Genomic DNA, 25,044 nt, shown 5'->3' with positions numbered 1-25,044 from the left:
AGGTACCGTTATAACTAGCAGAAAACTGCTTGATATTGACTGTCTTTAAACCCGACTAAAAATGCTTGGTCATGTTTAAGGAGTGGACGTTTTACTAACGTAGGTTGTGCTAGAATGTTTTCTTTTATAACTTCATCGCTAAGGTTGTTTTTAATTTCATCACTGAGATTACGAAATGTAGTGCTTCGTTTATTTAATAAGGAAGTTAAATCTGAAGCGCTAATAAATTCTTGTAATAATTCAGCGCTTAAACCGTCAGTTTTAAAGTCGTGAAATTGGTAAGGAATATTCTCTTGCTCTAACCATTTTTTTGCTTTTTTTACGCTATCGCAGTTTTTAATGCCATAAAGTATTGTCATTTTATTTCCTGATTATATTACTTGATAATTATGTTTTATAAGGGCGTTTGTCGCTGCTGCTATTTTATCTGATTTTACGAGCACATAGTCGGTATCAAACGTAGAAATAGCAAAAATACTGATTTTTTCATTCGCTAAAACTGTAGATATGTTTGACATTATGCCTGTTAAACTAAAATCTAATGGGCCAACCACTTCAAATGCTTGCCAACCAAGCTCAGCCTCTTCACTGTCAATTTCAATGTGTTCAGGTAAGACAATTGAAATTTCATCATAGGTTTTGGCTAGAAAAAATATTGGCGCGTTAAATACCGCATCGGGTATAGCACTTTCACGTTGTAAGCTATGAATCGCAAATGTTTCAGTTAAACGGCGCAGGGTTAAATTGCTCATAAATAACTTCTTGATAATTTAAATCTTGTGGGCATTACTATAACGGTTAATACGTATGATCTCTAGCGATTATCATACAATACAGTGCAACCAAGTATGCTTGAATTGCTATTTAATAAACTGGTTAACCTGTACTTAGGTTGTATTAAATGAATTATTGCTGTCAAGCTAGTGTATTTATATGTCTAGAGTTAAATATAAAGTCAATTAAATGGCTTAATTTAAAAATTGTGCATTTAATGATATCCACATAAGCTGTGGGTATCATTGTGTACAACTATTGTTTAACTGTGTAAGTGTTTGTTTATAAATTGTTTATCGTGTTGGTTAAAAAGTGACAGGTGCAATTTAAAAAAATAATTTTTAGATAAGTTATTAAAATATCCCATTTGTAATCAAAGTGCTAAAAGATCGTATTTTTATCAGGGTAGATCGTACTATTAACCATGAATACACAGAGTAGAGTAATAATACGTGTGATTTGTAACCATAGTTTTTTTTGCATTAATGCACTTTTACTCACAAGGCAAGATAAAAGTAATAATTTTCTACGATTAGTGGGTTTGATTTAATATAAGTTTAATAAGTTGGATATATCGATCATCAGTGCCACCGAATTGCATTTATCGTTGCCAGCAAATTATATTTAAGTTTGCCACCCTAAAATTTTTAAGCATTTAGAAAAAAGATGTAATCATTCATTTATTTTATGGCAATTGTGAACCTAAAACAGACGTAGTATAACTCGACTAATATTTCGGTTTGAGCACATTGCTGATATTTCAATGAGCCTGACTCCGCAGTTTATATTTATCCTTATTTATTTTGTTACGTCACAAATTTAACTGTGTATTTGTACAGATTAGTGCGATTTCCTGCTTTCATCCAATAAAAAGGAAATATTCTCGTTTATGTCTTTAGCATAACGAGATGTTTTATTAGTAACTTATTGTAGATAGTGAATAAATCAGGTATGTTTTGATTATCTTAAAATATGAAAGAAGGATTTTTTCCTTGTTTAAACAAGGAATTTTTCCTCATAATAAGCTGTTTTATTTCCAGTTGTTTTACGTAGTTTGAATAAATACTCATGTTACTTACATCCCTTATTTTAATTGACAAGGCGCCCCTTTGCTGTTTTAAATAGCCCACCTAATTTTTATATAGCATGACTACACAATGTCTACATGCAAAATAACCAAGTCTTTTGTAGACAAACTTACTCTTCCTGAAAAAGGGCAAGTTTTCTACCGAGATTCTGAATTAAAAGGCTTTGCCGTTCGTGTGACTACAGGCGGTAGTAAAGCGTTTATTCTAGAGAAACGTATCAACCGCAAACTCAAACGAATAACACTGGGTCGCTATCCTGAAATAACGGTTGAAATGGCGCGTAAAGAGGCACTTAAGTATTTAGGTGAAATTGCTACAGGTATAGATCCCATTGCCAAAAGACAGCAAGCACAAGCTGAGCAAACAACGCTATGGCAAGTATGGCAAGATTATCGTCGTGTTAAGTCTTACTTAAAAGATAAAACCTACGTTCAATATGAAATGTATTTGAACGGTGAGTTAAAGGATTGGAAGAATAAGCGCCTCGTCGATATTACAAAAGACATGGTTTCGGTGCGTCATGGCAAACTATTAAAAAGCCATAGTCCTTCCTACGCCAATACCGCTATGCGTATTTTAAGTGCCATATACAAATTTGCTAAAGAGCATTACGAAGACAATAATGGGTTAAGTTTATTTCCTCACAACCCTGTTGAGCGACTTGGGCAAATGAAAGCATGGGCTAAAGAGCCTAGACGCCAAAACATCATTAAACCAACGCAATTAATATCTTGGTACAAAGCACTTCAAGAAATGAAATTTAATGCAGAGGCAGAATCACACCATGTAGGTGCAGATTATATCTTATTTTTATTGCTAACAGGTTTACGAAAAAATGAAGGGGCAACGCTTTTATGGGATAACGTTGATTTGGAAGAAGGAACCATACATATACCTGATACCAAAAACAAAGAGCCGTTAACATTGCCATTATCTGATGTACTGATTGCCATACTCAATTATCGACAACGTTTTAAAATCAATAACTATGTGTTTTCTTCACGAAAGTCACAGTATTTTGCTTACCCAGAAAAAGCCTTAAAACACCTATGTGAAAAGTCAGGTGTCAAATTTACCTTTCATGATTTAAGGAGGACGTTTATTACGGTCGCTGAATCGTTAGATATATCATCCTATGCCATTAAACGACTCGTTAATCATAAAAGTGGCAATGATGTTACTGAAGGTTATATTATTGCAAACCATGACCGCTTACGAGCGCCTATGCAACGCATAACAGACTTTTTTAAAGATAACTGCAACATAACAATGGAAGATTATGTATCAAGATAAAATTGAAATTGAAGCTAAATCGCTTATAGCAAGCGCTAGTGAGGGATATAATCACCCAAATGTGTTCATTCGTGAAAAACTGCAACCGTTAGATTTCGTGCTTGAAGAAGAAGGTAATGACGCCGCACATATTGCCCGTGATATTCTATCAAAACGCACTAATGAAGATATTTTGTTAATGTCTATCGGTATTGATTCGATGTTACAAGTTGGTGAAAATTTATTAACAATCCTTTCTATGCAGCAACTATCTGCTTCCACAACGAGAAAGGCGATTACATTTACTCAAGGTCGTGCTTTATATTTACTTTCTGATTATTTCGATTTAACAACAATAGCGGTTAAAAAAGCTCTGTGGTGTGAAATGTTTGCCACGTTAACACTTATGCAGTCGGCTGAGATTTCAGGCGCTAGGCATAAAAGCTATGGTGATGACGATATGTCGCAAGCAATGAAGTTATATTCAGAGAAATTTATCCTCGATATGGCTACAGAAACATTAGATAGTATTGCGCGAGCAGAATGTTTATTTGATAAAAAACAAAAATCAGTCATAACAGGCAGCAAAGGTGGTACTTCAAAAGGTAAGCGAATAGAGCCCCTCAAAGACGAGGTCATTCGACTATATTTGGCAAAATACACGAGTCGTTCGAATCGACACGCTAGTAAATTAATTGAAGCTGAATTAATCGAATTAGGCAGCCCTTTACTGGCTTTATCAAGTTCAGAAGAAAAACAGGTGGAATTTGGAAAGTGGATAGGTAAATTTAAAAATGGTCAAATTAAGCTTTCTATTAATTAATAATACGCCAAAAGTATACTTATACCCCCTATAAGTATACTCCTACGCCCTATAGGTATACCGCTACCCCCTAGCGACATTCATACCAATTAAAACATGATCAAAACTGTACTCGTCTTTTAAAACTACGAGTAACAAACATGCAAATCAAATTATTAAATACCAAAGAAACAGCTGCTATTTTAAGTGTTAGTGAAGCCTTTCTTGAGCGTGACAGATGGGCAGGCGCAAGAATTCCATTCATCAAGGTAGGCGCTCGAGCTATTCGTTATCGTCTACAAGATATCGAAAAGTACATTGAAGATAACTTATGTTATTCAACCAGTGAAGGTGGAATGGCGTAATGCAATATTCTCAGCATTTTTTCACTGGTTTATACCCAGAACAATACCTAGGCCAAAACCCTTTAGGGGGTAAACATGCCTAAGTTAACTAATGAGCAAATTCGCCTGTTAATTTGGCTATCTTATCGCGAAACGCATTTTGAAATATGCCGTGAAATTGGTTGCTCATACCGTAAAGTAAATGGCCTTCATAGTTACATTAGTAAAGATGGTGTTCCTTACAAGTTTGATATGCGAACACTCGTTAAACTTGTTAACGAAAACCTTGTAACGAGCGAATTTATTTATCCATTTGGTGTGAAGCATGAGCATTACTTCTTGACTGAAGCAGGTCAAGTTTATGTCTTGATGCTAGCGATAGCGCGCTAGTTACATGAATACTTTTAAAGAAAAAATACTCGTTAAAGCCATTAACGATAAAGATAATGTTATTGCACCTTATTTAGCTCAAGTTGATAGGGCGGATGCTGCATTTATTACGAGAAAGCTAGCGCCTTTTTCTAACATCATTAAAAGCACGATTTTAACGCAGGCATTTAACAAACCAAGTGACTATGAGCGTAATCGTCATATTTTGGATACCTCAACCCAACTTTATCAATTATTACCCAATAAGCTCGCCAGTATGTTCTTTTGTTTTGATGATGACATTAACGCTAAAGCGAAAGAGTGTGCGAACTATTGCCGACAAATTGTTATCGACCCGCAAAAGGTTAGTTTTCTTTATGTCCATCATGTAAATTCCGTTAACGGAATGTCGACGCCTGATATTTCCGTTAACGAAAATCATAAGCCAAACAGTAGCGAAATTGAGCGAAATATTTCGCCCGTATTTCGTAACGAAAAAGTAAGTGGTAACGAAACCGTTAACGAAAGTTTTGCTCCCGTTCGCTATACCAACAGCGAAAAGGCTAGCGAATTCGCTATGGCAGAGCAAAAAACCGTATATGAATTTTTATCCCGTTATGTTGAAACCTTTTCAATCAAACCTATTGAGCTAAATAAAACAATTCAGCTTTCAGGTTGTATAAAGCGTTATGCTGATAATCGTTGGTGGTTACGCAAGTTTCGCAAACTCATTACCCAAGCAAATGAAAAGGCCGCATTGCATTTAAATTTCGTTAACAGTAAAAGACAAGTTTATGCCAGTAACATAACGACTAAAAATCGTATTGCTCAACGGTTACGAAATCAAGAATTACTCAGTTCAAGTTTCATTCTTAACGAACAAGGTCAACGCTATTCATTACAAGAAATATCTGACTTAAATGTGTCAAACCCCAAGGTACGAAAAGACGAGCTTATTTGCCGAGCAAGAGGCTTTGAAAACCTCGCTAAAGAGTTAGGCCATGAGGCTTTATTTATTACTGTTACTTGCCCTTCAAAATATCATCGCGCGTTTGCTAAGTCTGGTGCTGCGAATCCAAAGTGGCAAGGGTTAATGCCTGATGCGGCCAACGCGTATTTAAATCGCCAATGGCAAAAAACAAGAGCAGAGCTTCAAAGACAAGGTATTTCACCTTATGGCTTTCGTGTCGTTGAACCTCAACATGACGGAACACCGCATTGGCACATGTTGCTTTTCATTGACGCTGAAAAACTTAAAGCCTTAGAGAGCGTTATTCGCCGTTACGCCTTAGAAGTTGATGGTGATGAAAAAGGCGCGGCAGAGAATCGTTGTGACTTTAAAAAAATCGACCCAACAAAAGGCTCAGCAACGGGCTATATCCTAAAGTACATCGTTAAAAATATTGATGGTGAAGGAGTTGGCGAAGATAAGTTTGGTAATGACTCGCTATTGGTCGCACAGCGCATTGATGCATGGGCGTCTTGTTGGTGTATTCGTCAATTTCAACAAATTGGTGGTGCAAGTGTTTCTGTTTGGCGTGAACTCAGGCGGTTACGTATCAAGTTCATGGATAAAGCCGATAGCGTATTAGAGCAAGCGCGATATGCTGCCGATAACAGTGATTGGCAAGGTTACACGCTCGCTATGGGCGGATTACACATAAAACACAAAGACAGACCTATTCAGTTACATTACGATTTAAATATTAATGAGCAAACAGGCGAATGCCTGCAAAGTTATTATGATGGAGAACTGATACTCAAAGTAAAAGGGTTATGGTTCGCAGGTAAAGCGGTTGTAACACGTCATTACCACTGGAAAATAGAAAAAGCATAACAGCCTTAGGTAAAGCCTAATATCGTCCAGAATAGGCTAAAGGCTTATTTTGTTGTAAATCTACAAACATGAGCAACTCAGCACACCTCAAAAGAGCCTTTAGCTAGAAATAGGCTTTAGCTCACACCGAAAAACACTCAAATAGTAATGTTAAGGCTTTAGTTAGTCGACTGCCAGAATGGTAAAGATGCTTTTACTTGGAGTTCTGTAAATAACTGTACTAATAAAAGTCAATACAACTGAGTGGACTCAAATAACAGTTGAACTTAAAGCCTATACTCCTACTGTAAATGAGTTTCCTAATTAATTATTTAGTCCGGTAGTTATAATTAAATGTCTTCTTAGATGAATATTATAAGGATATTTATAATATAAGTAGCATTGATCTTTACTTGTGATGAATATACAATTCAAGAGCTCTTTAGTGTATTTTTGATTGAATTTAATGGTTTAATCTAGTTTGGCGTTGCGCCAAACTCAAATTTATTGAGTACATTTACAGTTGCGAAATCAAATTATTGATCCGTGATATGTACTCATACTTCGCACAGATAACGGATCAATAATTTGATTCCGCGTCTTTAAGTAAAGAGTAAAAAAGCGATGCAAGGTAACTTGCATCGCTAAATTTAATTAAGAAATGATTTTAATGGAATTTAAAATAGTTCAAGCATTAATTAAAGAGTTCCCTGAACTCAAAGAGCTTGTCAAAAAAACACCTTCTACGCACTATAAAGTATTCAAAATACCTAAACGCACTATTGGCTTTAGGACTATTGCTCAACCTACCTCTTCATTAAAAGACGTTCAACGAAAGGTGGTAGATTTATTGCTTCCTCATGTAAAAGTTCATCATGCAGCTAAGGCATACATAAAAAAATGTAGTATAAAAGATAACGCTGCTGTTCATTTGAACTCACAATATTTATTGAAATTGGATTTCGAAAATTTTTTCAATAGCATCACACCTATAATGTTATTTAAAGTGCTAGCGGAACAAGGAGTGAGTGTATCTAAAAGCGATTCCAAAATATTATCAGAAATATTATTTTGGAATAGGTCAAAAAAAATTAATGCTCCATTAGTCTTAAGTATTGGAGCACCAAGCTCCCCTCTAATTTCAAATATCGTTATGTATTCGTTTGATAGAAAAATCGAAGATATATGTAAAGCTTTAGATATAAACTATTCTAGATATGCCGATGATTTAACATTTTCTACAAACATAAAATCAGTACTTTTTAATCTTGTCGATATGGTCAATGAAGCCTTACAAATAGAATTTGAAGGTGAGATAAATATTAATAGCTCAAAAACGGTGTTTTCTTCGAAAAAACATAATAGGCATGTCACGGGTATAACACTAACTAATAGTAATAAGTTGTCTATCGGTAGAATCAGAAAACGATATATATCTGCATTAGTTCACAAATTCAAAACTAACCAATTAAATGACTTAACTGAAATTAATCACCTTAAAGGGTTGCTTGGTTTTGCTTATTATATTGAACCAAACTTCATTGTAAGATTAACTAAAAAGTATGGTAGCGATATAATGATAAGAATCAGAAAATTTAATAGTGAGGACTTAAAATGAGCAGCAACGAAAGTAAAGGCAGTATAAAATTAAGTAGGCGCTCCCAAAAAGGTGATTTCGCAGCATCCTTTCAGTTGGCTATGCTATATAACGAAGGAATAAGCGTCGAAAAAAGTCCAGAAAAATATCAACATTATAAACAGGTTTGTGCGGGACAATTAATTAATAATAAATTCAAGATTGATTCTTTAAAATTAGAGAATTTTAAAGGCTTTAATAATATTGAAATTGAATTTTCAAAAAAGAATAATACAACTATATTAATAGGAAATAACGGTTGTGGTAAATCCACAATATTAGAGGCAATTCAAAAGACCCTTACTCACTTGAGCGCCAGACTTGCTACTAACTCCCCGAACGGTGAGTTGATCGACGAACTTGAAATTACGGAAAAATCTAAATTTTCAAAGATAATTCCTACTTTTAGTCTACAGGATTGTGAATTTTCCATGGAGTTAGCGTCAAGCCGAGTTCTTGAAGAAACACAACTAAAGGGAAAGTATTCAGAAATTAACGAGTTAAGTAAAGTACTTCGATTAGCTAATTCAGAGAGGCCTGATTTATCATTACCTCTATTTGCTTCTTATACAGTTGGTCGTGCCAATGACGTTACAACAAAAGATATAGAAGACTCAGAAGAAATAAAAGATAACCATATCTGGAATAAAGCAAAGGCTTACAATAAAAGTTTATCTGGAAAAGCTGACTTTAAATTGTTTTTTCGATGGTTTAAAGAGATGGTTGAGAAAGATAACTCAGAAAACTCAGAATTTATTGTATTAAAGTCGAAAATCAAATCTAAAGAAGAAGAAATAAATAGCCCTCTACTTAAGAAATTGTTAACTAAACACCCAGAAACGAAAGAACTAATTAAGCAATATCAATCAGAAGTTAATGCTTTAAAAAAACAACTAAACGCTACTTCTAATATTGATAATAAATCTCTAGAGGTTGTGAAGAATGCAATTTACATGTTTCTTGATGGTTTTAGTAACCTCAAGCTCATGCGCAGTCCACTTGATCTTACTATCGTTAAGAATGAAGTTACTTTAAGTGTACTCCAGTTATCGCAGGGTGAAAAAAGTGTATTATCCTTAGTCGCGGATATTGCTAGAAGACTAACATTATTAAATCCTAATAGTACTGAATCACTAAATGGTTCGGGAATTGTATTAATAGATGAAATTGATCTGCATCTACATCCGTCTTGGCAACAAAAAATAATCCAGAGGCTCGAGCATACATTTCCTAATTTACAATTCATAATTACCACTCATAGTCCACAAGTCTGTCACACGATTGATAGTGACAACATTTGGCTTTTAAGAAATGGGAAAAAATATCGACCGCCTAAAGGAACAAGAGGGGCTGTATCTTCATGGGTGCTAGAGAATCTTTTTTTTGTTGATGAAAGACCTCCTAATGATAAATACACCGAAATGTTAAATGAATATAAAGAGTTAGTTTATCAAGAAAAATATAAGGAAGAACGTAGTATATCATTAGGTAAAACTCTTACTGCGCATTTTGGAGAAGATGATGAAGCTTTAATAAAAATTAAACTTTATATAGATAACCGTGTGTGGGATAAAGAATATGAGGAAGGTTGATAAATCAAGACCACCTAATAAGCTGACTCATTACGAATCAAAATACCCTAATGACACTTGGAAAAATTTTAGGGATTTTAATGGAGGTTTAGATTCAACAGCAATAAAGAAAAAATTATTCGACGAACAATATGACTTATGTGCTTATTGCGAAGTTGATCTTTCTTTAGCTGATTCAACTGTAAATAATCCAGCAGGTATATTCGAGCATCATCGGAGAGTTGAGCATTTTAAATCTAAATCAGGTTGGAAATTAGGAGACCATGGAATAAATTGGAGTCTAGATTGGGATAATGTTATTGGTGTATGTATTGGGGGTACTGATAATTATAATAAGAATTTAGAAGACTTTAGTATGTCGGAGAATAAAAGCTGCGATGCATACAAAGAATTCTTAGAGTCCAAATCGAAAAACATTAATAAAGATTGGCATGGTAATGTCCTTTTCCCCGTATATTTACCCCGTTTTCATCAATTATTCACTTTTAATAAAGCAACGGGTGAGCTTAACGAAAATGTTGAATACTGTTCTAAATTAAGTTTTATAAAAAATAACCACCCTGACACAGCTAGTTTAGTTAGGCACACGATTAACTCATTTAACTTAAATTGTGAACGTCTAAATAAAGCTAGGCTCCAGATCTTATATGATTTTGAACGAGCGAAAAAGCGGGCTAGAGATTCAGGAAACATGGAAAAATTTAAATTTTTTTTGTGTAAGTGGGGAGTTGAAAAACCCAAGTTATTTCAAACCACTCGCGATATTCTAATAAGTGAAAGTCCAATAGCTGTGGCTTTATTAAAAGATGAAAATTAGTATTAAACTTTAATACTATCTCGTGCTACATATGCGCTATATTTTATTGTCACCCCTGAAAGAGAGGTTATCAGTTAATTGTTTTTGTTGGGTTTAATTTAAATTAAAAGGCCATTATCAGGGCGTTCTAAATTTCAGGGATAGTTTATGGATAAATTACTTTTAAGGTCTTCGGAATTCGAAAACTATGTCCTTAATGTTTTGAGTTATCCTCTCTATGATAATTCACAAAGAGTGAAAGTAAGTAGAATAATGTGCAGTGTTTCTTTAGAGCATGCCGAAAGTTTTAAAATTCTTTTAGCCTCTCGAAATTTCACATCTGCCATAGGTTTATTAAGACTGCAGTTTGAATGTCTAGTTCGAGGAATGTGGATTCTTTATGTTGCTACAGACTGTGCAGTAAGTAAACTTACTGCTGAATTAAATGAAAAAAATCAAAAAAGAGCAGACAATTTACCAATGTTGAGTGAAATGATTAAACGCCTTGAAGAAACAGCTCCAAAGAATGCGATTAATCCAATACTTGAGTTTAAAAAATATTCTTGGAAGCCTTTGAGTGGGTATGTTCATGGTGGTCTACATGCTGTTAATCGTCATAGTAAAGGCTACCCCATTGAAATACTTGAGCAAGCATTAAAAGCATCAAATGGAGTAAATGGCATGGTTGCGATTTTAGGTTCTATTCTTACAGGTAGACAAAGTTTAACCAAGGATGTGTATAACTCATTTCAAACGTTTTCTGATTGCTTTCAAATGAGAACGAATAAAAATTTATAAAATAAATATTTTTTCGACTACATAGTGCATACATGTATAGTGCTTGTTTAGGTAAGCATTTGAATTTATTGGTTAATTATTAAATTGAAATCTAATAAGCTGTTAGAGTGAATATCAAATAATGTTATCCAACTTGAGTTTTTTCATAATAATCTATTACGTAAGTTTGGTTGCATTAATCACTTGGGGACGACGCAAAGGTTTTATTGTCCAATTAAATAATGACGAGCAAGGGAAATCACAACGCATACAAATAGGTATTATCGGACTTATAACTGTATTAACGGTTATTTTTCGTATTCAAGCTTTTTGGTTGTTGTTACTTTTCTTGGCAAGCTACGGTGTTTGGTTAACTGTTACCAAATTACAAAAAAGTTTCACTCAAGCAACTAGTTTAAACTTTAAAAAAATTGTTTTAATCTCGTTAAGTATTTATTTAGCCTTATTATTTTTTACAAGCATGTACCTTGGAGGCTTGGCGAACTTTTCACTCTAACAAGTTGCTCAAGCAGGACTCGTAACAGTTGGCTCGGTTCCGCTTCGCTCCACATTTTAGCCAACAATTACTCGCCTCTTAGCAAGGCGTTATAAGGCAAGTCGATATTGAAGTCTGAATTCCGACAATGGATTATACAAAATAAAGTGGGCTTGCTGTCTAAAGATCAATTAATACAGTTAGCCGATAACTACATTATTGATAATGAAGTATTCCCTGATTGGGTTACTAAAATATCTCTTGGTGAAAGCCTAGAAAGAGAACCCTTACTTGATTTAATACTTGAGCCTATTAATGAAGATGACTGTAAAATCATTGCACGTGAGCTACTCACCCTTTACAAAAAAGGTGAACTTAATACTCAAAAGCTAGGTGATATTTCGCATAAATTATACTTGTCACTTGAATGGGGTTGCGAAGCCTTTGATAAGTTTATCTGGATAAGTGATGAAGTAGACTTGATTGAACAGGGCTACAAATCTAATAGTGACTTGGAAACAAATATAGAAAAAGTGTTGGGTGAAGTAATTGCCTTATAACAAGGCACTCAAAAGGACAAATAACAGTTGGTTTTTGCTTATATGGACTCCTCATATTGTACAAGAAAAAACTTTTAAAATTTTAGATGCGCGCTTATATTCGGGCTCATAATGGGAAGCTATCCCGGCCACTTTGATGTATTCGCACCTTCATGCCTATTCTCCTTCACGACATTCTATATGTTCAGAGCAAAAATCAGGCTGTTGAAGGTTGGTCTAACCTTTTTTAAGATCTTTTTTGTAGCAATTTTACGTGTAAATTTTTAATGTGCTTATCATCATTTTTAATTGGTTATTAGTACTGGTGCGTAATCTGTATTATTTTTCAATAGCGCATAGGCGGTTCGTGCGTTTTTATTGGCTAATGCCATTGATGCACAATTAGATCCTCTACGTTCAATTAAGGCTTATATGGACTCCTCATATTGTACAAGAAAAAACTTTTAAAATTTTAGATGCGCGCTTATATTCGGGCTCATAATGGGAAGCTATCCCGGCCACTTTGATGTATTCGCACCTTCATGCCTATTCTCCTTCACGACATTCTATATGTTCAGAGCAAAAATCAGGCTGTTGAAGGTTGGTCTAACCTTTTTTAAGATCTTTTTTGTAGCAATTTTACGTGTAAATTTTTAATGTGCTTATCATCATTTTTAATTGGTTATTAGTACTGGTGCGTAATCTGTATTATTTTTCAATAGCGCATAGGCGGTTCGTGCGTTTTTATTGGCTAATGCCATTGATGCACAATTAGATCCTCTACGTTCAATTAAGGCTTTTAACCACTTTTCTTTTTCTGTTCTTGCTGGCCTGTTTTTAAGTTTGGAGACCACGGCTCTTGCCCCTAAAAAAAGACAACTTCGTAATGGCTTATCACATGAACTTTTCCCTACGGAGCCGAGTTGTATTTTTCCACCGCTACTATGTTGTTTTGGGGTAAGTCCAATGCAAGCAGATACCTGTCGACCACTGTTGAAATGTTCACCACTACCTAACTGTATTTTCAGTCTCATCGATGTTATGGGACCAACACCTTCAAGTTTCATGAATTTTTTACAGACATTGTCTTGCCCTGTTAAGTTGATTAATTCGTTATTCATGACTTTAAAATCATCTTCTAGGCGAGAATATAGCGTCCACATTTTACTGATACTGTGACGCATCGGCATCGGTAACTGATTTTCAGCGTCTTCTAAAATGTCAGGTATTCGCGCTTTAAAGCTTTTTATACTTTTATTGATTATGATACCAAACTCTAATAATAAGCCACGTACTTGGTTTGATATCTGAAGTTTTTGTTTATCAAGTAAATCTCTCATTTTCCCAACCGACTGCAACCCTTGCTCTTCATTGGTTAACACTCTGGCTGGTTTTATATTTGCCGCGCGCGAAATTAACAGGACACCCATCCTAAATTGAAATTACAGAACACTGAACTAAACTAAAAAAATTAACAGGACACCCATCCTAAATTGAAATTACTAATTAACAGGACACCCATCTTAAATACTAATTAACAGGACACCCATCCTAAATTGAAATTACAGAACACTGAACTAAACTAAGAAAACCCCACAACATTATCTCAGGTGAGTTATGGCTACGCCAAGGAAGCAGCAAATTAGTTTAGTAGATACCCAATATTATCATTGTGTGGCGCGTTGTGTTCGACGCGCTTTTTTATGCGGTGAAGATACCTTATCCGGAAAAAGCTTTGAGCACCGCCGTGAATGGATAGAAGAGAAGTTACACTTTCTCAGCCAAGTGTTTGCCATTGACGTTTGTGCTTATGCAGTAATGAGTAACCATTATCATGTGGTGTTATTTATTGATGAAGAAAAAGCCCAACAATGGAGCATGAATGAAGTGCTTGAGCGTTGGCACCGCTTATACAAAGGCACAATACTCACACAACAATACTGTCGTGGTGATGTACTGCCAAAACACTTAATGGCTATCGTTGAAGCCACCGCTGAAGTGTATCGCAAACGCCTGATGAAAATCAGCTGGTTTATGGGCTATATCAACGAACACATTGCACGAGCCGCCAACCAAGAAGATAACTGCACAGGCAGGTTCTGGGAAGGTCGGTTTAAATCTCAAGCTTTACTTGATGACGCCGCACTTGCCGCTTGTATGGCTTATGTGGACTTAAACCCCATTCGCGCCAATATTACCAACACCCCAGAAGACTCAACACACACCAGCGTTAAACTACGCTGCGAGCAAGCGACACAAAGCCAACAACCCAAAACCCTGATGCCCTTTGTTGGAAACCCCAGAGAAAACATGCCCAAAGGCCTACCGTTTGAATTGACTGACAACGGAATTAACAGGACACCCATCCTAAATTGAAATTACAGAACACTGAACTAAACTAAGAAAAACCCCACAACATTATCTCAGGTGAGTTATGGCTACGCCAAGGAAGCAACAAATTAGTTTAGTAGATACCCCGTATTATCATTGTGTGGCGCGTTGTGTTCGACGCGCTTTTTTATGCGGAACGGAATTAACAGGACACCCATCCTAAATAACGGAATTAACAGGACACCCATCCTAAATTGAAATTACAGAACACTGAACTAAACTAAGAAAAACCCCACAACATTATCTCAGGTGAGTTATGGCTACGCCAAGGAAGCAGCAAATTAGTTTAGTTAACACCCCGTATTATCATTGTGTGGCGCGTTGTGTTCGACGCGCTTTTTTATGCGGTGAAGATACCGTATCAGGCCAAAGCTTTGAACATCGCCGAGAATGGATAGAAGAGAAGTTACACTTTCTCAGCCAAGTGTTTGCCATTGACGTTTGTGCTTATGCGGTAATGAGTAATCATTATCATGTGGTGTTATTTATTGATGAAGAAAAAGCCCAACAATGGAGTATGAAAGAGGTGCTTGAGCGTTGGCATCGCTTATACAAAGGCACAATACTCACACAACAATACTGTCGTGGTGATGCACTGCCAAAGCACTTAATGGCTATCGTTGAAGCTACCGCTGAAGTGTATCGAAAGCGCCTGATGAAAATCAGCTGGTTTATGGGCTATATCAACGAAAACATTGCACGAGCCGCCAACCAAGAAGATAACTGCACAGGCAGGTTCTGGGAAGGTCGGTTTAAATCTCAAGCTTTACTTGATGAAGCCGCACTTGCTGCTTGTATGGCTTATGTGGACTTAAACCCCATTCGCGCCAATATCGCCAACACCCCAGAAGACTCAACGCACACCAGCGTTAAACTGCGCTGCAAGCAAACCACACAAAGCCAACAACCCAAAACACTCATGCCCTTTGTTGGTAACCCCAGAGAAAACATGCCCAAAGGCCTACCGTTTGAGCTGACTGACTATTTACAATTAATCGAACTTACCGGTCGTTGTATCAGAGAAGATAAACCTGGCTACATCGACGAAAACCTACCAAGCATACTGAGCCGATTAAACATATCAGCTGAAAACTGGCTAATCATCACCACTGAATTTAAAACACAGTTCCATGGTGCAATAGGGCGCGAAGATGTACTCAGTGATTATTGCGAACACCAACAACTCAAACGACGACAAAACTTAAGCCACTGCAAAAAACTCTTTGCGTAAACTCACAACGCACTATTTAAAACAACCCTTAACGAGTCATTACTTGAGGATGAGGCTTGCCAAAAAGTTAGTTTTTTGGTGTCGTTTAAGAGAAAACTAGTAATCTTCCGTTGCTAATAGCCAATCGTGAAGCTTATTAATGGCAACAACAGAGAAATATCAATGCTATGTGGTTTTATTATTTAGGCTGAGTGTCATTATTAAATTACTAATAGCCAATCGTGAAGCTTATTAATGGCAACAACAGAGAAATATCAATGCTATGTGGTTTTATTATTTAGGCTGAGTGTCATTATTAAATTACACTATTAAAAACAGCCAAACACTTAACGAGTCATTACTTGAGGATGAGGCTTGCCAAAAAGTTGGTTTTTTGGTGTCGTTTAAGAGAGAACTAGTAATCTTCCGTTGCTAATAGCCAATCGTTAAGCTTATTTATGGCAACAACAGAGAAATATCAATGCTATGTGGTTTTATTATTTAGGATGAGTGTCATTATTAAAACAATTATTAAAACAATTATTAAAACAATTATTAAATTTTAAAAGTTAAGAAACAATCTGCATTAGGGCCTAAAAGCCCAACATCACGCGAAAAACCAGCCTCGAAGCGACATAAACCACTTAATCAACACCCTTAATAAACCTTTAACGATGCAAAAATAAAAATCCTCCAAAAACGTAAACGTTTTTGATTGTTAAAAGAAAATAATCCAGTTAGAGTATTTTGATTAAAAATTATATAAAAAACGAGTAATTCTACAGGCTCGTTATATGGCTCTCGAACTATGAAGCATGAAATATGGAAAGATGACGAAGGTTTAACAACTTTATGTTTAGAAGGGAAACATGGTGATGATGCTAGGAATAATATTCTTGAGCCTGACGCTAAACTAGTTTTTACTTTTGATGCGAAATCTCATTTTGAAGCCATGACTAAATACTATGAATATATGGATTGGGGTGAATATGAAACCAACAACCTTGAATATAAGAAAACTTATGCAGAATGGGGTTGGCAGTAAAGCAATATAACAACACGCCCTGAGGTGGACAACAAATAAAATTAGCGTTCTGAGATGAAAAAGCACTGGCCGCTATGACCTTACATCAGTCCATGAATCATAGAATTATTTCTGGTTAAAATTCTCCCTAAATATGTTCATGAGTTAACAAAGCTAATGACCGTTTTGTCGGAAAAGTTGCCATTTTAAAAATTACTCTTAAAGACTACCTTCCTAAAATTATAATGATTTACTTATTACAAATAATGACTAACCTAAGTGCTAGTAAGAGGGTCAAAGTCAATGCTACTTAATATTTAATGGGGAGTAGTGAATGTTCACCATCAGCCGTTCTAATGCAATAGGGTGGCATAACTAATGTAATTACCCATTAAGCAGCGGATTTGACATTCTGACTAACGTCATTAATTAACAACATTGATTATCACCACGCTATACCAAATAATATATACCTGATCTAAGCTAAGTATATTAAAATAATCTTATATCAACATGACTGTGCCTTAATTGCATTTTATTGGGGTAACAAGTTAGTACTATCTTTTAACCAACCGCTAATGTAGTGTGTAATTTATGAAATTATCTATTTTAGAAATTATTGTTCTCGGCCGAAAGTACATTAATTTATGGCCATCGCGCACAGAGCTTGGCGAATATTTTGCTGATTATCAAGCAGTTAGAATGAGTCGTTTGGTGTGTAAAATAATGCCAGGATTAGCCTTGTTTTGTTTAATCATGCAAGTATATTTTGGTTCTTGGGCGGTTTTACCTCAAGCACTTTTATACACTCTATGTATTTTGAGCTTTCCGTTACAAGCCTTGATCTTTATGGGCATTAAAGCCGATAAATTTTTACCGCCAGGATTAGAAGGTTGGTACAAAGAAAGTGTAGCTCGTGTTAATCAAAGTGGCGGGGATGTTAAGCTTTCTTCAAAGCGCCCACGTTACTTAGACCTTGCTCAGTTATTGAATTTAACTTTTCAAAATCGCTACAAAAATTCTTAGCAAGTACAATAAGTTATTAAGCATTTGAACGAAGCGATACGTCATAAACGTATCGCTTTTTTATTATGATTTTTGGTAAAGTCGAATGAGAAAGTCAGCCTGACAAGTAAAGTTGTCTTTATTTAACAAGTTTTGCTTAACTTCTTCACTGGCTTTAAATGCAAAAGGGGTCATCGACAATAAATTTAAGGTGTCTTGTCCCGACTTTAACTGCATTTGATAAGAAATATTCTCTTGATGCACAAGTAATAGATTCTCAATAGGTAACTTTTCCATATCATGCTCTTTAGCGTCATCATAAATACACTGTTTTAATTGCATTAAATGTTGCTTAGCCGGAGTTACGGTTAACAAAAAACCACCTGGTGATAATACACGGGTAAATTCTTTTTCTAGTATTGGCGCATAAACCGATACTATCCAAGAAAATAGATTATCTGCAAAAGGCAGTTTTGATAACGTTGCGACACTAAAGTGACACTGTTGATATTTTTTACCGGCTTTTTTTATGGCTTCTTTGGCAATATCGACACCGTAAACGCTATTTTGGTCATTTTTATGCTGATGAGTATAAAAGCCTTCACCACAACCTGCATCGAGAACCATAGCGGGTTTATCGCTATTAGCCGTTACTTTTTCATTATATAAAGCTAACAACCTGTCCATCAGAGGTTGATAATAACCTTGCTCTAAAAATTCACGACGAGCATTCACCATGGCTTTATTATCACCGGGGTTTTTAGAATGCTTGAATTGTACTGGTAGCAAATTTAAATAGTTTTCTTTGGCAAGATCAAAGCTATGGTTGTTTTCACAGCGAAATACCCTGGCTTGATTAAGCAAGGGTAAGTTGCACAAAGGGCAAGTATAATGCGTGGGCGTTATAGATATCATTTTGTATAATTTTATTTGCTAAAAGTAGACCAAATAGGGGCATGATCAGAAGGCTTTTCTATGCCTCGTAATTCATAATCAACATCTGACTCTATACAGCGCTTTGCAAGTTTTTCGGTAGCAAGCACCACATCAATGCGAAGTCCACGATTATCGTCAAAGCCTCGTGAGCGATAATCAAACCACGAATAGCGTTCTTCTCTTGTTGGATGCAGTGCTCTGAAAGTATCAGTAAACCCCCAGTTCATCAGGGTAGCTAACCATTGTCTTTCTTCTGGCTGAAAACTACATTTACCGGTTTTTAACCAACGTTTTTTATTTGGCTCACCAATGCCTATATCTAAATCGGTAGGAGAAATATTTATATCTCCCATCACAACAATATTTTCATCAGGGGTATGGTTTTCATTTAAATATTGCATTAAATCTTTGTAAAACTGGCGCTTATATGGATATTTTGTTTCATGGGCAATGTTGTCACCTTGAGGGAAATAACCATTTAAAACCGTAACTTTCTCGCCATTTTCATCGGTAGTTTCTACCATGATCATACGCTTTTGAGCTTCATCATCGTCAGTAGGAAAACCTTTACTAACAACATCGGCAGGTTTTTTACACATCATAGCCACGCCGTAGTGCGCTTTTTGGCCATGAAAATAAACCTGATAACCCATAGCTTCAACATCAGCAAGCGGAAAAGCTTCATCATGAACTTTAATTTCCTGTAGGCCAATAATATCAGGTTGATGTTTGTCTATAATCGCCTGTAATTGATGTAAACGTGCACGTAGACCATTAATATTAAAAGAGATGATTTTCATTTTGAAACTCGATAATTATTTTTCGCTTATGCTACCAGAACTTGCCTATTAGCAGTAGTCATATTGAGTTGAAAAGTAATGAAAACTTGTTATTAGCTAGGCCTACCAGACATATTTATCAATATTAAATAATGCGATAACGTTTGTTTTGTACTGAACAAAGTGAAAGTAATAAATATTATATGTTTGGCACAGACTTGAGAGGAGTGATTTAACATTACAACAAAGCGCTTTTTCAACCGTAAATATTTTGTGACTTAATTGTTAATAAATATCTTCGTATATTGTTTTAACCGCTTTTATCAAGTGAAGCATTACGCTATATTTGATGGGTGTTATTTATCCGCATGAAGCTTATTTACGCATGTAGGTACGAGTTGTTTGTTTTAAGTATGTTTAGGGCTTTGTTGTAGCTAGTTTAAAAAACATAAAATATAACAAGAAGTTAAAATAAAAACAAAGAGGAATTGGAAATGCAAAGACGTGATTTTATTAAACTTACTGGCGTTGGTGCTGGTGGGTTAATGTTGCCGATGTCAGGCTTCGCGGTATCAGCAGATCAGTTGTTAGATAAACCAATGGATGTCGCTTATAAGAAAAAACTAGCTGATATCGCCTTAAACGCCGCAAAAGCAAAGGGCGCTTCTTATGCTGATGCGCGTATTGGACGCTACCTTAATCAGTTTGTTACCACACAAGAGACACGCGTAGATAACATTGTTAACACCGAGTCAGCCGGTATTGGTATTCGAGTTATTGCTAATGGCACTTGGGGCTTTGCTTCCACGTCGAATATGACACCAGATAGCATTGCTAAAACTGCCGAAAAAGCCGTAGCTGTTGCCATGGCAAATTCTAAATTTCAAACGGTTCCCGTACAACTTGCGCCAGTAAAAGGCGTTGGCGATGTCAGTTGGAATACACCCATTAAAAAGAATGCCCTAGAAATTCCTATTAAAGATAAAGTAGATTTATTGTTGTCGGTAAACGATGCTGCTATGTCTAATGGTGCTAATTATATTACATCGGTTTTATTTTTAGTGAATGAACAAAAGTATTTTGCCTCTACTGATGGTTCTTATATAGATCAAGATGTACATCGCTTATGGGCACCATTTTTTGCAACCGCAGTTGGTAAAGAAGGCTTTAAGCAACGCACGGGTTTAGGTAATCCTGTTGGTATGGGCTTTGAATACTTAGATGGTAAAGAAGAAGACAAAATTCGTATTTCGGGTGCTAACGTTGGTTATAAAAACTCTTACGATATAGTAGAAGATGCAGTTGCAGCAGGTAAACAGCTACAAGCTAAGTTAAAAGCAAAATCAGTTGAGCCGGGTAAATATGACTTAGTACTAGACCCAGCCCACTTAATGTTAACTATTCATGAGTCGGTAGGGCATCCTTTAGAGCTTGATCGTGTATTGGGTTATGAAGCTAATTTTGCCGGTACGAGCTTTGCGACTTTAGATAAGTGGAAGAGTGGCAAGTTTAATTACGGTTCAGATATCGTTAACTTATTTGCTGATAAAACCCAGCCTTATTCATTAGGTAATGTGGGTTATGATGACGAAGGTGTTAAAACTAAAGAGTGGGATCTAGTTAAAAAAGGCACGTTAGTTAATTACCAAGCAATTCGTGACCAAGTGCATATGATCGATCAAAAAGAATCGCATGGCTGTTGTTATTCGCAAAGCTGGCGCGATGTGCAATTTCAACGTATGCCAAATGTTTCTTTAAAACCCAATGATAAAGATATATCGGCTGACGATGTTATCAAAGATGTTGAAAATGGAATTTACATTGCTGGTCGAGGTTCATTTTCGATTGACCAACAACGTTATAACTTTCAATTTGGCGGGCAATTATTTTTTGAAATTAAGAACGGTAAAATTACTGAGCAGATTGAAGATGTGGCTTATCAATCAAACACCCAACAGTTCTGGAATAGCTGTACACAAATAGCGGGTAAATCTGACTATCGCATAGGCGGGTCATTTTTTGATGGTAAAGGCCAACCTTCGCAAGTTAGTGCGGTTTCACACGGTTGTCCAACCACACGGTTTAACAATATCAACGTGATCAATACCGCTCGTAAAGTTTAATCTTACTGATATTTGACGATAAAAATAAAGTATAAAAGGAAGCATAGCGTCATGACAATATTAACAGAACAACACGCGAAAGCGTTATTAGAAAAAGTACTTTCATTTTCAAAAGCTGACGAATGTGAGTGTAATTTAGGTGGTGAAGTTGGCGGCAATATTCGAACCGCACGTAATACCGTTTCAACTGCTGGCGAGCAAAGCGATTTAACTTTGTCTGTGCAGTCTACTTTTGGTAAGAAAACGGGTGTTGCCACGATCAATGAATTTGACGACGCCTCATTAATGAAAGTGGTTAAACGTTCAGAAGAGTTAGCAAAGTTAGCCCCTGAAAATCCAGAAAGCATGCCACTGTTTAGTAAGCAAAAATATGAGGCACCCAAAAGCGCATTTGACTCAACAACCAACATAACCCCTGATGACCGAGCGTTAGCTGCAGAAAATAGTATTAAGCCATCTAAAGAAAATAAACTGGTTTCTTCGGGATTTTTACAAGATGCGACAACATTTATTGCGATTATGAATAATAAAGGTTTGTTCGCTTATAATAAGTCTACTAATGTCGACTTCACCGTAACTATTAGAACTGAAGACGGTAAAGGCTCTGGCTGGGTTACTCGTGATTATAGTGACTTTAAAAAGTTGAACACGAAAACAGCGTCACAAGTTGCCATTGAAAAATCTATTGGTTCTTCTGGCGCCAAAGAGTTAGAACCGGGCAAATATACGGTTATATTAGAACCTGCTGCTAGCGTGCAATTATTAAATAATATGTTTGGTAGCATGAATCAGCGAACCGCTGACGAAGGTCGTAGCTTTTTAAGTAAACTGCAAGAAGAAGGTAAAGAAGGCGGACCAACCAATAAGTTAGGCGAAAAGCTGTTTGATGAACGTGTTCATATTTATTCAGATCCTATGCACCCTGAAGCACCAACGGCACCTTTTGCAGGTGACGGACATCGCGTTACAAAAACCGATTGGATCAAAGATGGCAAAATAGTCAATATGCCTAATTCTCCTTATTGGGCTAGTAAAACTGGCGTGGAATATACCCCAACAGCATATGCTGGTTCTGGTTTATTTGGCGGGCCTTCACAAATTATTATGGCAGGTGGTAGTGATAGTCTTGAAGATATGATCAAAGACACTCGTCGTGGCATTCTTGTTACTCGTCTTTGGTATATCAGAGCTTTAGACCCACAAACCTTGCTGTATACCGGCTTAACGCGCGACGGCACTTTTTATATTGAGAACGGTAAAATTAAGTTTCCAATTAAAAACTTCCGCTTTAATGAAAGCCCAATTGTTATGTTAAATAATATCGAAGCATTAGGTAAACCCCAACGTGTTAATGGCAGTATGATACCGCCGATGAAAATACGTGACTTTACCTTCAGCAGTTTATCTGACGCTGTATAGTGATAATACAGGAGCAAAAATAAGAAGGTTAGTAAGGGTAAATCAATCATCATTGTTTACCCTTAATTTTCTTGAGTTTATATGAATCGACGTAACTTTATTCGTACTCTGTCACTATTTACGGTAGGTACCTGTGCCATACCGTTTTTACAATTGGGTGCCCAAGAGCAAATTGACTTCTTTTTTACACGCTTGAGCTATGAATCAGGTGATTGGGAAGTTGACGAAAGAATGCCTGCCAATGTCTTGAACTCATTAATAGAATACACCAGTTTACGCGTGGATATTAAAGAGCGAATCATTCCTTTGTCTGATCCACAAATGCTGGCGGCACCATTTTGCTATTTAGCAGGGCATCGCTTAGTGCAATTTAATCGCGAAGAAAAACAAAACTTCCAACAATATGTTGAAAACGGTGGCTTTGTTTTTGTTGATGACTGTAACCATGATATAGATGGTATGTTTGCACGCAGTTTTGAGCGACAAATGCGTGAAATTTTTGGTGAAGGTGCATTAAAAAAAATTCCCAATGACCACGCTATATATTCTTCATTTTTTAAGTTTGAAGGTCCCCCAAGAACGTCAATAGAACTTAATGGTTGGGGAGATGATTTGGTGCATAACTATTTAAAAGCCATAGAAATCGATGGTCGAATTGCGGTGTTATATAGTAATAAAGACTTAGGTTGTGAATGGGATTATGATTTTAGAAATAAACGTTGGTTAAAGGAAGATAATACCCGCTTCGCTGTCAATATTGTTATGTACGCTATGAATAGCTAAAGATTAAAAATTTATAAAATGGAATATACATGCAAGAGCAACAGATAACCGAATTACTGGGCAAGCTTAATCAAGTTAGTGACGAAATAGCCAAAGTTATTGTGGGTCAACAAGACGTTATTGATGAACTATTAATTAGTATATTAGCTGGCGGACATTGTTTATTAGAAGGTGTGCCAGGGTTAGCGAAAACCTTAATGGTAAGTTCGTTAGCACAAACATTAGCCTTGAAGTTTAATCGTGTGCAATTTACGCCAGATTTAATGCCTAGCGATATTGTCGGTACTGAAATATTAGAAACCGATCATGAAAGTGGCGAACGTTTTTTTAAATTTCAAAAAGGTCCGGTATTTACCCAAATTTTATTGGCTGATGAAATAAACCGTACACCGCCTAAAACCCAAGCTGCATTATTAGAAGCGATGCAAGAGCGTCGAATAAGTTATGCCGGTACAAGTTATGGCTTACCCAAACCATTTTTTGTTTTAGCCACTCAAAACCCGGTTGAACAAGCAGGCACTTATCCTTTGCCTGAAGCACAGTTAGACCGATTTTTAATGTTTGTACGCGTTGGCTACCCAACAGAGCAAGAAGAAATTGAAATTCTAAAACGTACAACGGGTAGTCGTCACTCCGAATTAACCCAAGTACTAACAGGCGATGATATTATTGCCTTACAAGCGCTTGTTCGAAATGTCACTGTCTCAGATGAGTTATTGGCTTATGCAGCAAACTTGGCTCGTTCGACAAGACCTGCTGCATCCAACGGGCTTAACGATAAAGAGGCAAAGCAATCACAAAGTTGCTGCCCAAGTGTTGTAGAGCATGTGCGTTGGGGAGCAGGACCAAGAGCCGGACAAGCCTTAATATTATGTGCAAAAGCAAAAGCCTTAATGGCAGGTCGATATGCGATTTCGCTGGCCGATATTAAATTTGTTGCCCCGGCAGTGTTGCGGCATCGAATTTTAGTGAATTTTCAAGCAGAGGCCTTAAACATTACGCCAGATATGGTCATTGAAGACTTATTAGCTTTTGTAAGTTTGCCAAACAGTCCATTGCAGTAAGCAGGTAAT

General features: G+C 36.3%; 23 protein-coding genes and 2 pseudogenes. 20 read left to right on the top strand and 5 right to left on the bottom strand.

Translation table 11 applies throughout. The features are described from left to right. Positions 1-14: 14 nt before the first annotated feature. Positions 15-359: an ArsC family reductase gene (locus B6A32_RS13290; RefSeq protein WP_085304868.1), complete on the bottom strand. Its 345-nt coding sequence runs from the start codon at positions 357-359 to the stop codon at positions 15-17. Between the two features lie 12 nt (positions 360-371). Then, positions 372-752, bottom strand: coding sequence for an ACT domain-containing protein (locus B6A32_RS13285; RefSeq protein WP_085304866.1), 381 nt, complete (start codon positions 750-752; stop codon positions 372-374). A gap of 1,179 nt (positions 753-1,931) precedes the next feature. Between B6A32_RS13285 and B6A32_RS13280 the strand changes: the two genes are divergently transcribed. The 11 genes from B6A32_RS13280 to B6A32_RS13230 all read left to right on the top strand — a co-directional run bounded on the left by B6A32_RS13280 (position 1,932) and on the right by B6A32_RS13230 (position 12,322). After that, positions 1,932-3,155 (top strand): tyrosine-type recombinase/integrase, encoded by a 1,224-nt coding sequence (locus B6A32_RS13280; RefSeq protein WP_085304864.1) that lies wholly within the window; start codon positions 1,932-1,934, stop codon positions 3,153-3,155. Beyond that, positions 3,142-3,957, top strand: a complete 816-nt coding sequence (locus B6A32_RS13275) for a hypothetical protein (protein ID WP_085304862.1) — start codon at positions 3,142-3,144, stop codon at positions 3,955-3,957. Before B6A32_RS13280 ends, B6A32_RS13275 begins: the two co-directional genes overlap by 14 nt. A 140-nt stretch (positions 3,958-4,097) precedes the next feature. Then, positions 4,098-4,301 (top strand): helix-turn-helix transcriptional regulator, encoded by a 204-nt coding sequence (locus tag B6A32_RS13270; protein WP_085304860.1) that lies wholly within the window; start codon positions 4,098-4,100, stop codon positions 4,299-4,301. Positions 4,302-4,376: 75 nt separating this feature from the next. Then, positions 4,377-4,670, top strand: coding sequence for a hypothetical protein (locus tag B6A32_RS13265; RefSeq protein ID WP_085304858.1), 294 nt, complete (start codon positions 4,377-4,379; stop codon positions 4,668-4,670). A gap of 4 nt (positions 4,671-4,674) precedes the next feature. Continuing rightward, positions 4,675-6,486 carry a replication endonuclease gene (locus tag B6A32_RS13260; RefSeq protein WP_085304856.1) on the top strand — a complete coding sequence of 604 codons (1,812 nt, stop codon included), beginning with the start codon at positions 4,675-4,677 and terminating at the stop codon, positions 6,484-6,486. A gap of 649 nt (positions 6,487-7,135) precedes the next feature. Beyond that, complete coding sequence (locus B6A32_RS13255) at positions 7,136-8,083, top strand: retron St85 family RNA-directed DNA polymerase (RefSeq protein ID WP_085304998.1); 948 nt, start codon at positions 7,136-7,138, stop codon at positions 8,081-8,083. Then, a complete protein-coding gene (gene ptuA, locus B6A32_RS13250) occupies positions 8,080-9,693 on the top strand; it encodes a retron Ec78 anti-phage system effector ATPase PtuA (RefSeq protein WP_085304854.1) in 1,614 nt (537 codons plus the stop codon). The genes B6A32_RS13255 and ptuA overlap by 4 nt, the downstream gene beginning before the upstream one ends. Beyond that, complete coding sequence (gene ptuB, locus B6A32_RS13245) at positions 9,680-10,510, top strand: retron Ec78 anti-phage system effector HNH endonuclease PtuB (protein ID WP_085304852.1); 831 nt, start codon at positions 9,680-9,682, stop codon at positions 10,508-10,510. The genes ptuA and ptuB overlap by 14 nt, the downstream gene beginning before the upstream one ends. A 147-nt stretch (positions 10,511-10,657) precedes the next feature. Further along, positions 10,658-11,287 carry a DUF6988 family protein gene (locus tag B6A32_RS13240; protein ID WP_233131420.1) on the top strand — a complete coding sequence of 210 codons (630 nt, stop codon included), beginning with the start codon at positions 10,658-10,660 and terminating at the stop codon, positions 11,285-11,287. A gap of 166 nt (positions 11,288-11,453) precedes the next feature. Further along, complete coding sequence (locus B6A32_RS13235; protein ID WP_085304847.1) at positions 11,454-11,783, top strand: hypothetical protein; 330 nt, start codon at positions 11,454-11,456, stop codon at positions 11,781-11,783. Between the two features lie 107 nt (positions 11,784-11,890). Next, complete coding sequence (locus B6A32_RS13230) at positions 11,891-12,322, top strand: hypothetical protein (protein ID WP_085304845.1); 432 nt, start codon at positions 11,891-11,893, stop codon at positions 12,320-12,322. 653 nt (positions 12,323-12,975) lie between these two features. Here the strand turns inward: B6A32_RS13230 and B6A32_RS13225 are convergent. Beyond that, the gene (locus B6A32_RS13225; protein ID WP_085304843.1) at positions 12,976-13,731 is read right to left on the bottom strand and encodes an IS110 family RNA-guided transposase; all 756 of its coding nucleotides are present in this window, start codon (positions 13,729-13,731) and stop codon (positions 12,976-12,978) included. A gap of 187 nt (positions 13,732-13,918) precedes the next feature. Between B6A32_RS13225 and B6A32_RS13220 the strand changes: the two are divergent. From B6A32_RS13220 to yfbV, 5 genes and pseudogenes are all read left to right on the top strand, one after another. Then, positions 13,919-14,638: pseudogene (locus B6A32_RS13220) on the top strand (transposase); the annotation flags it as partial. Positions 14,639-14,735: 97 nt separating this feature from the next. Beyond that, a pseudogene (locus B6A32_RS19165) lies at positions 14,736-14,834 on the top strand (transposase); the annotation flags it as partial. Between the two features lie 114 nt (positions 14,835-14,948). Next, positions 14,949-15,923, top strand: a complete 975-nt coding sequence (locus B6A32_RS13215; RefSeq protein ID WP_085304841.1) for a transposase — start codon at positions 14,949-14,951, stop codon at positions 15,921-15,923. A gap of 787 nt (positions 15,924-16,710) precedes the next feature. Beyond that, entirely contained in the window at positions 16,711-16,947 is a 237-nt protein-coding gene (locus B6A32_RS13210) for a hypothetical protein (protein ID WP_085304839.1), read from the top strand. Between the two features lie 573 nt (positions 16,948-17,520). Continuing rightward, complete coding sequence (yfbV, locus tag B6A32_RS13205; protein ID WP_085304837.1) at positions 17,521-17,952, top strand: terminus macrodomain insulation protein YfbV; 432 nt, start codon at positions 17,521-17,523, stop codon at positions 17,950-17,952. Between the two features lie 63 nt (positions 17,953-18,015). Here yfbV and rlmA read toward each other — a convergent pair whose 3' ends face one another. Together rlmA and xthA are read right to left on the bottom strand one after the other, a co-directional pair. Continuing rightward, the gene (gene rlmA / locus B6A32_RS13200) at positions 18,016-18,846 is read right to left on the bottom strand and encodes a 23S rRNA (guanine(745)-N(1))-methyltransferase (RefSeq protein ID WP_085304835.1); all 831 of its coding nucleotides are present in this window, start codon (positions 18,844-18,846) and stop codon (positions 18,016-18,018) included. Positions 18,847-18,857: 11 nt separating this feature from the next. Further along, positions 18,858-19,667 carry an exodeoxyribonuclease III gene (xthA, locus tag B6A32_RS13195; protein WP_085304833.1) on the bottom strand — a complete coding sequence of 270 codons (810 nt, stop codon included), beginning with the start codon at positions 19,665-19,667 and terminating at the stop codon, positions 18,858-18,860. Between the two features lie 473 nt (positions 19,668-20,140). Between xthA and B6A32_RS13190 the strand changes: the two genes are divergently transcribed. The 4 genes from B6A32_RS13190 (at position 20,141) to B6A32_RS13175 (ending at position 25,035) form a co-directional block, all read left to right on the top strand. Then, positions 20,141-21,769 (top strand): TldD/PmbA family protein, encoded by a 1,629-nt coding sequence (locus B6A32_RS13190; RefSeq protein ID WP_085304831.1) that lies wholly within the window; start codon positions 20,141-20,143, stop codon positions 21,767-21,769. Positions 21,770-21,820: 51 nt separating this feature from the next. Next, entirely contained in the window at positions 21,821-23,188 is a 1,368-nt protein-coding gene (locus tag B6A32_RS13185) for a TldD/PmbA family protein (RefSeq protein ID WP_085304829.1), read from the top strand. Between the two features lie 81 nt (positions 23,189-23,269). Next, positions 23,270-23,971 carry a DUF4159 domain-containing protein gene (locus B6A32_RS13180; protein WP_085304827.1) on the top strand — a complete coding sequence of 234 codons (702 nt, stop codon included), beginning with the start codon at positions 23,270-23,272 and terminating at the stop codon, positions 23,969-23,971. Positions 23,972-24,000: 29 nt separating this feature from the next. Then, entirely contained in the window at positions 24,001-25,035 is a 1,035-nt protein-coding gene (locus B6A32_RS13175) for an AAA family ATPase (RefSeq protein WP_085304824.1), read from the top strand. Positions 25,036-25,044 lie beyond the last annotated feature (9 nt).

The organism is Colwellia polaris, assembly GCF_002104515.1.
Lineage (GTDB): Bacteria > Pseudomonadota > Gammaproteobacteria > Enterobacterales > Alteromonadaceae > Cognaticolwellia > Cognaticolwellia polaris.
Note: the sequence above shows the minus strand (reverse complement) of the source record. Positions and strands in the feature narration are given on the sequence as shown.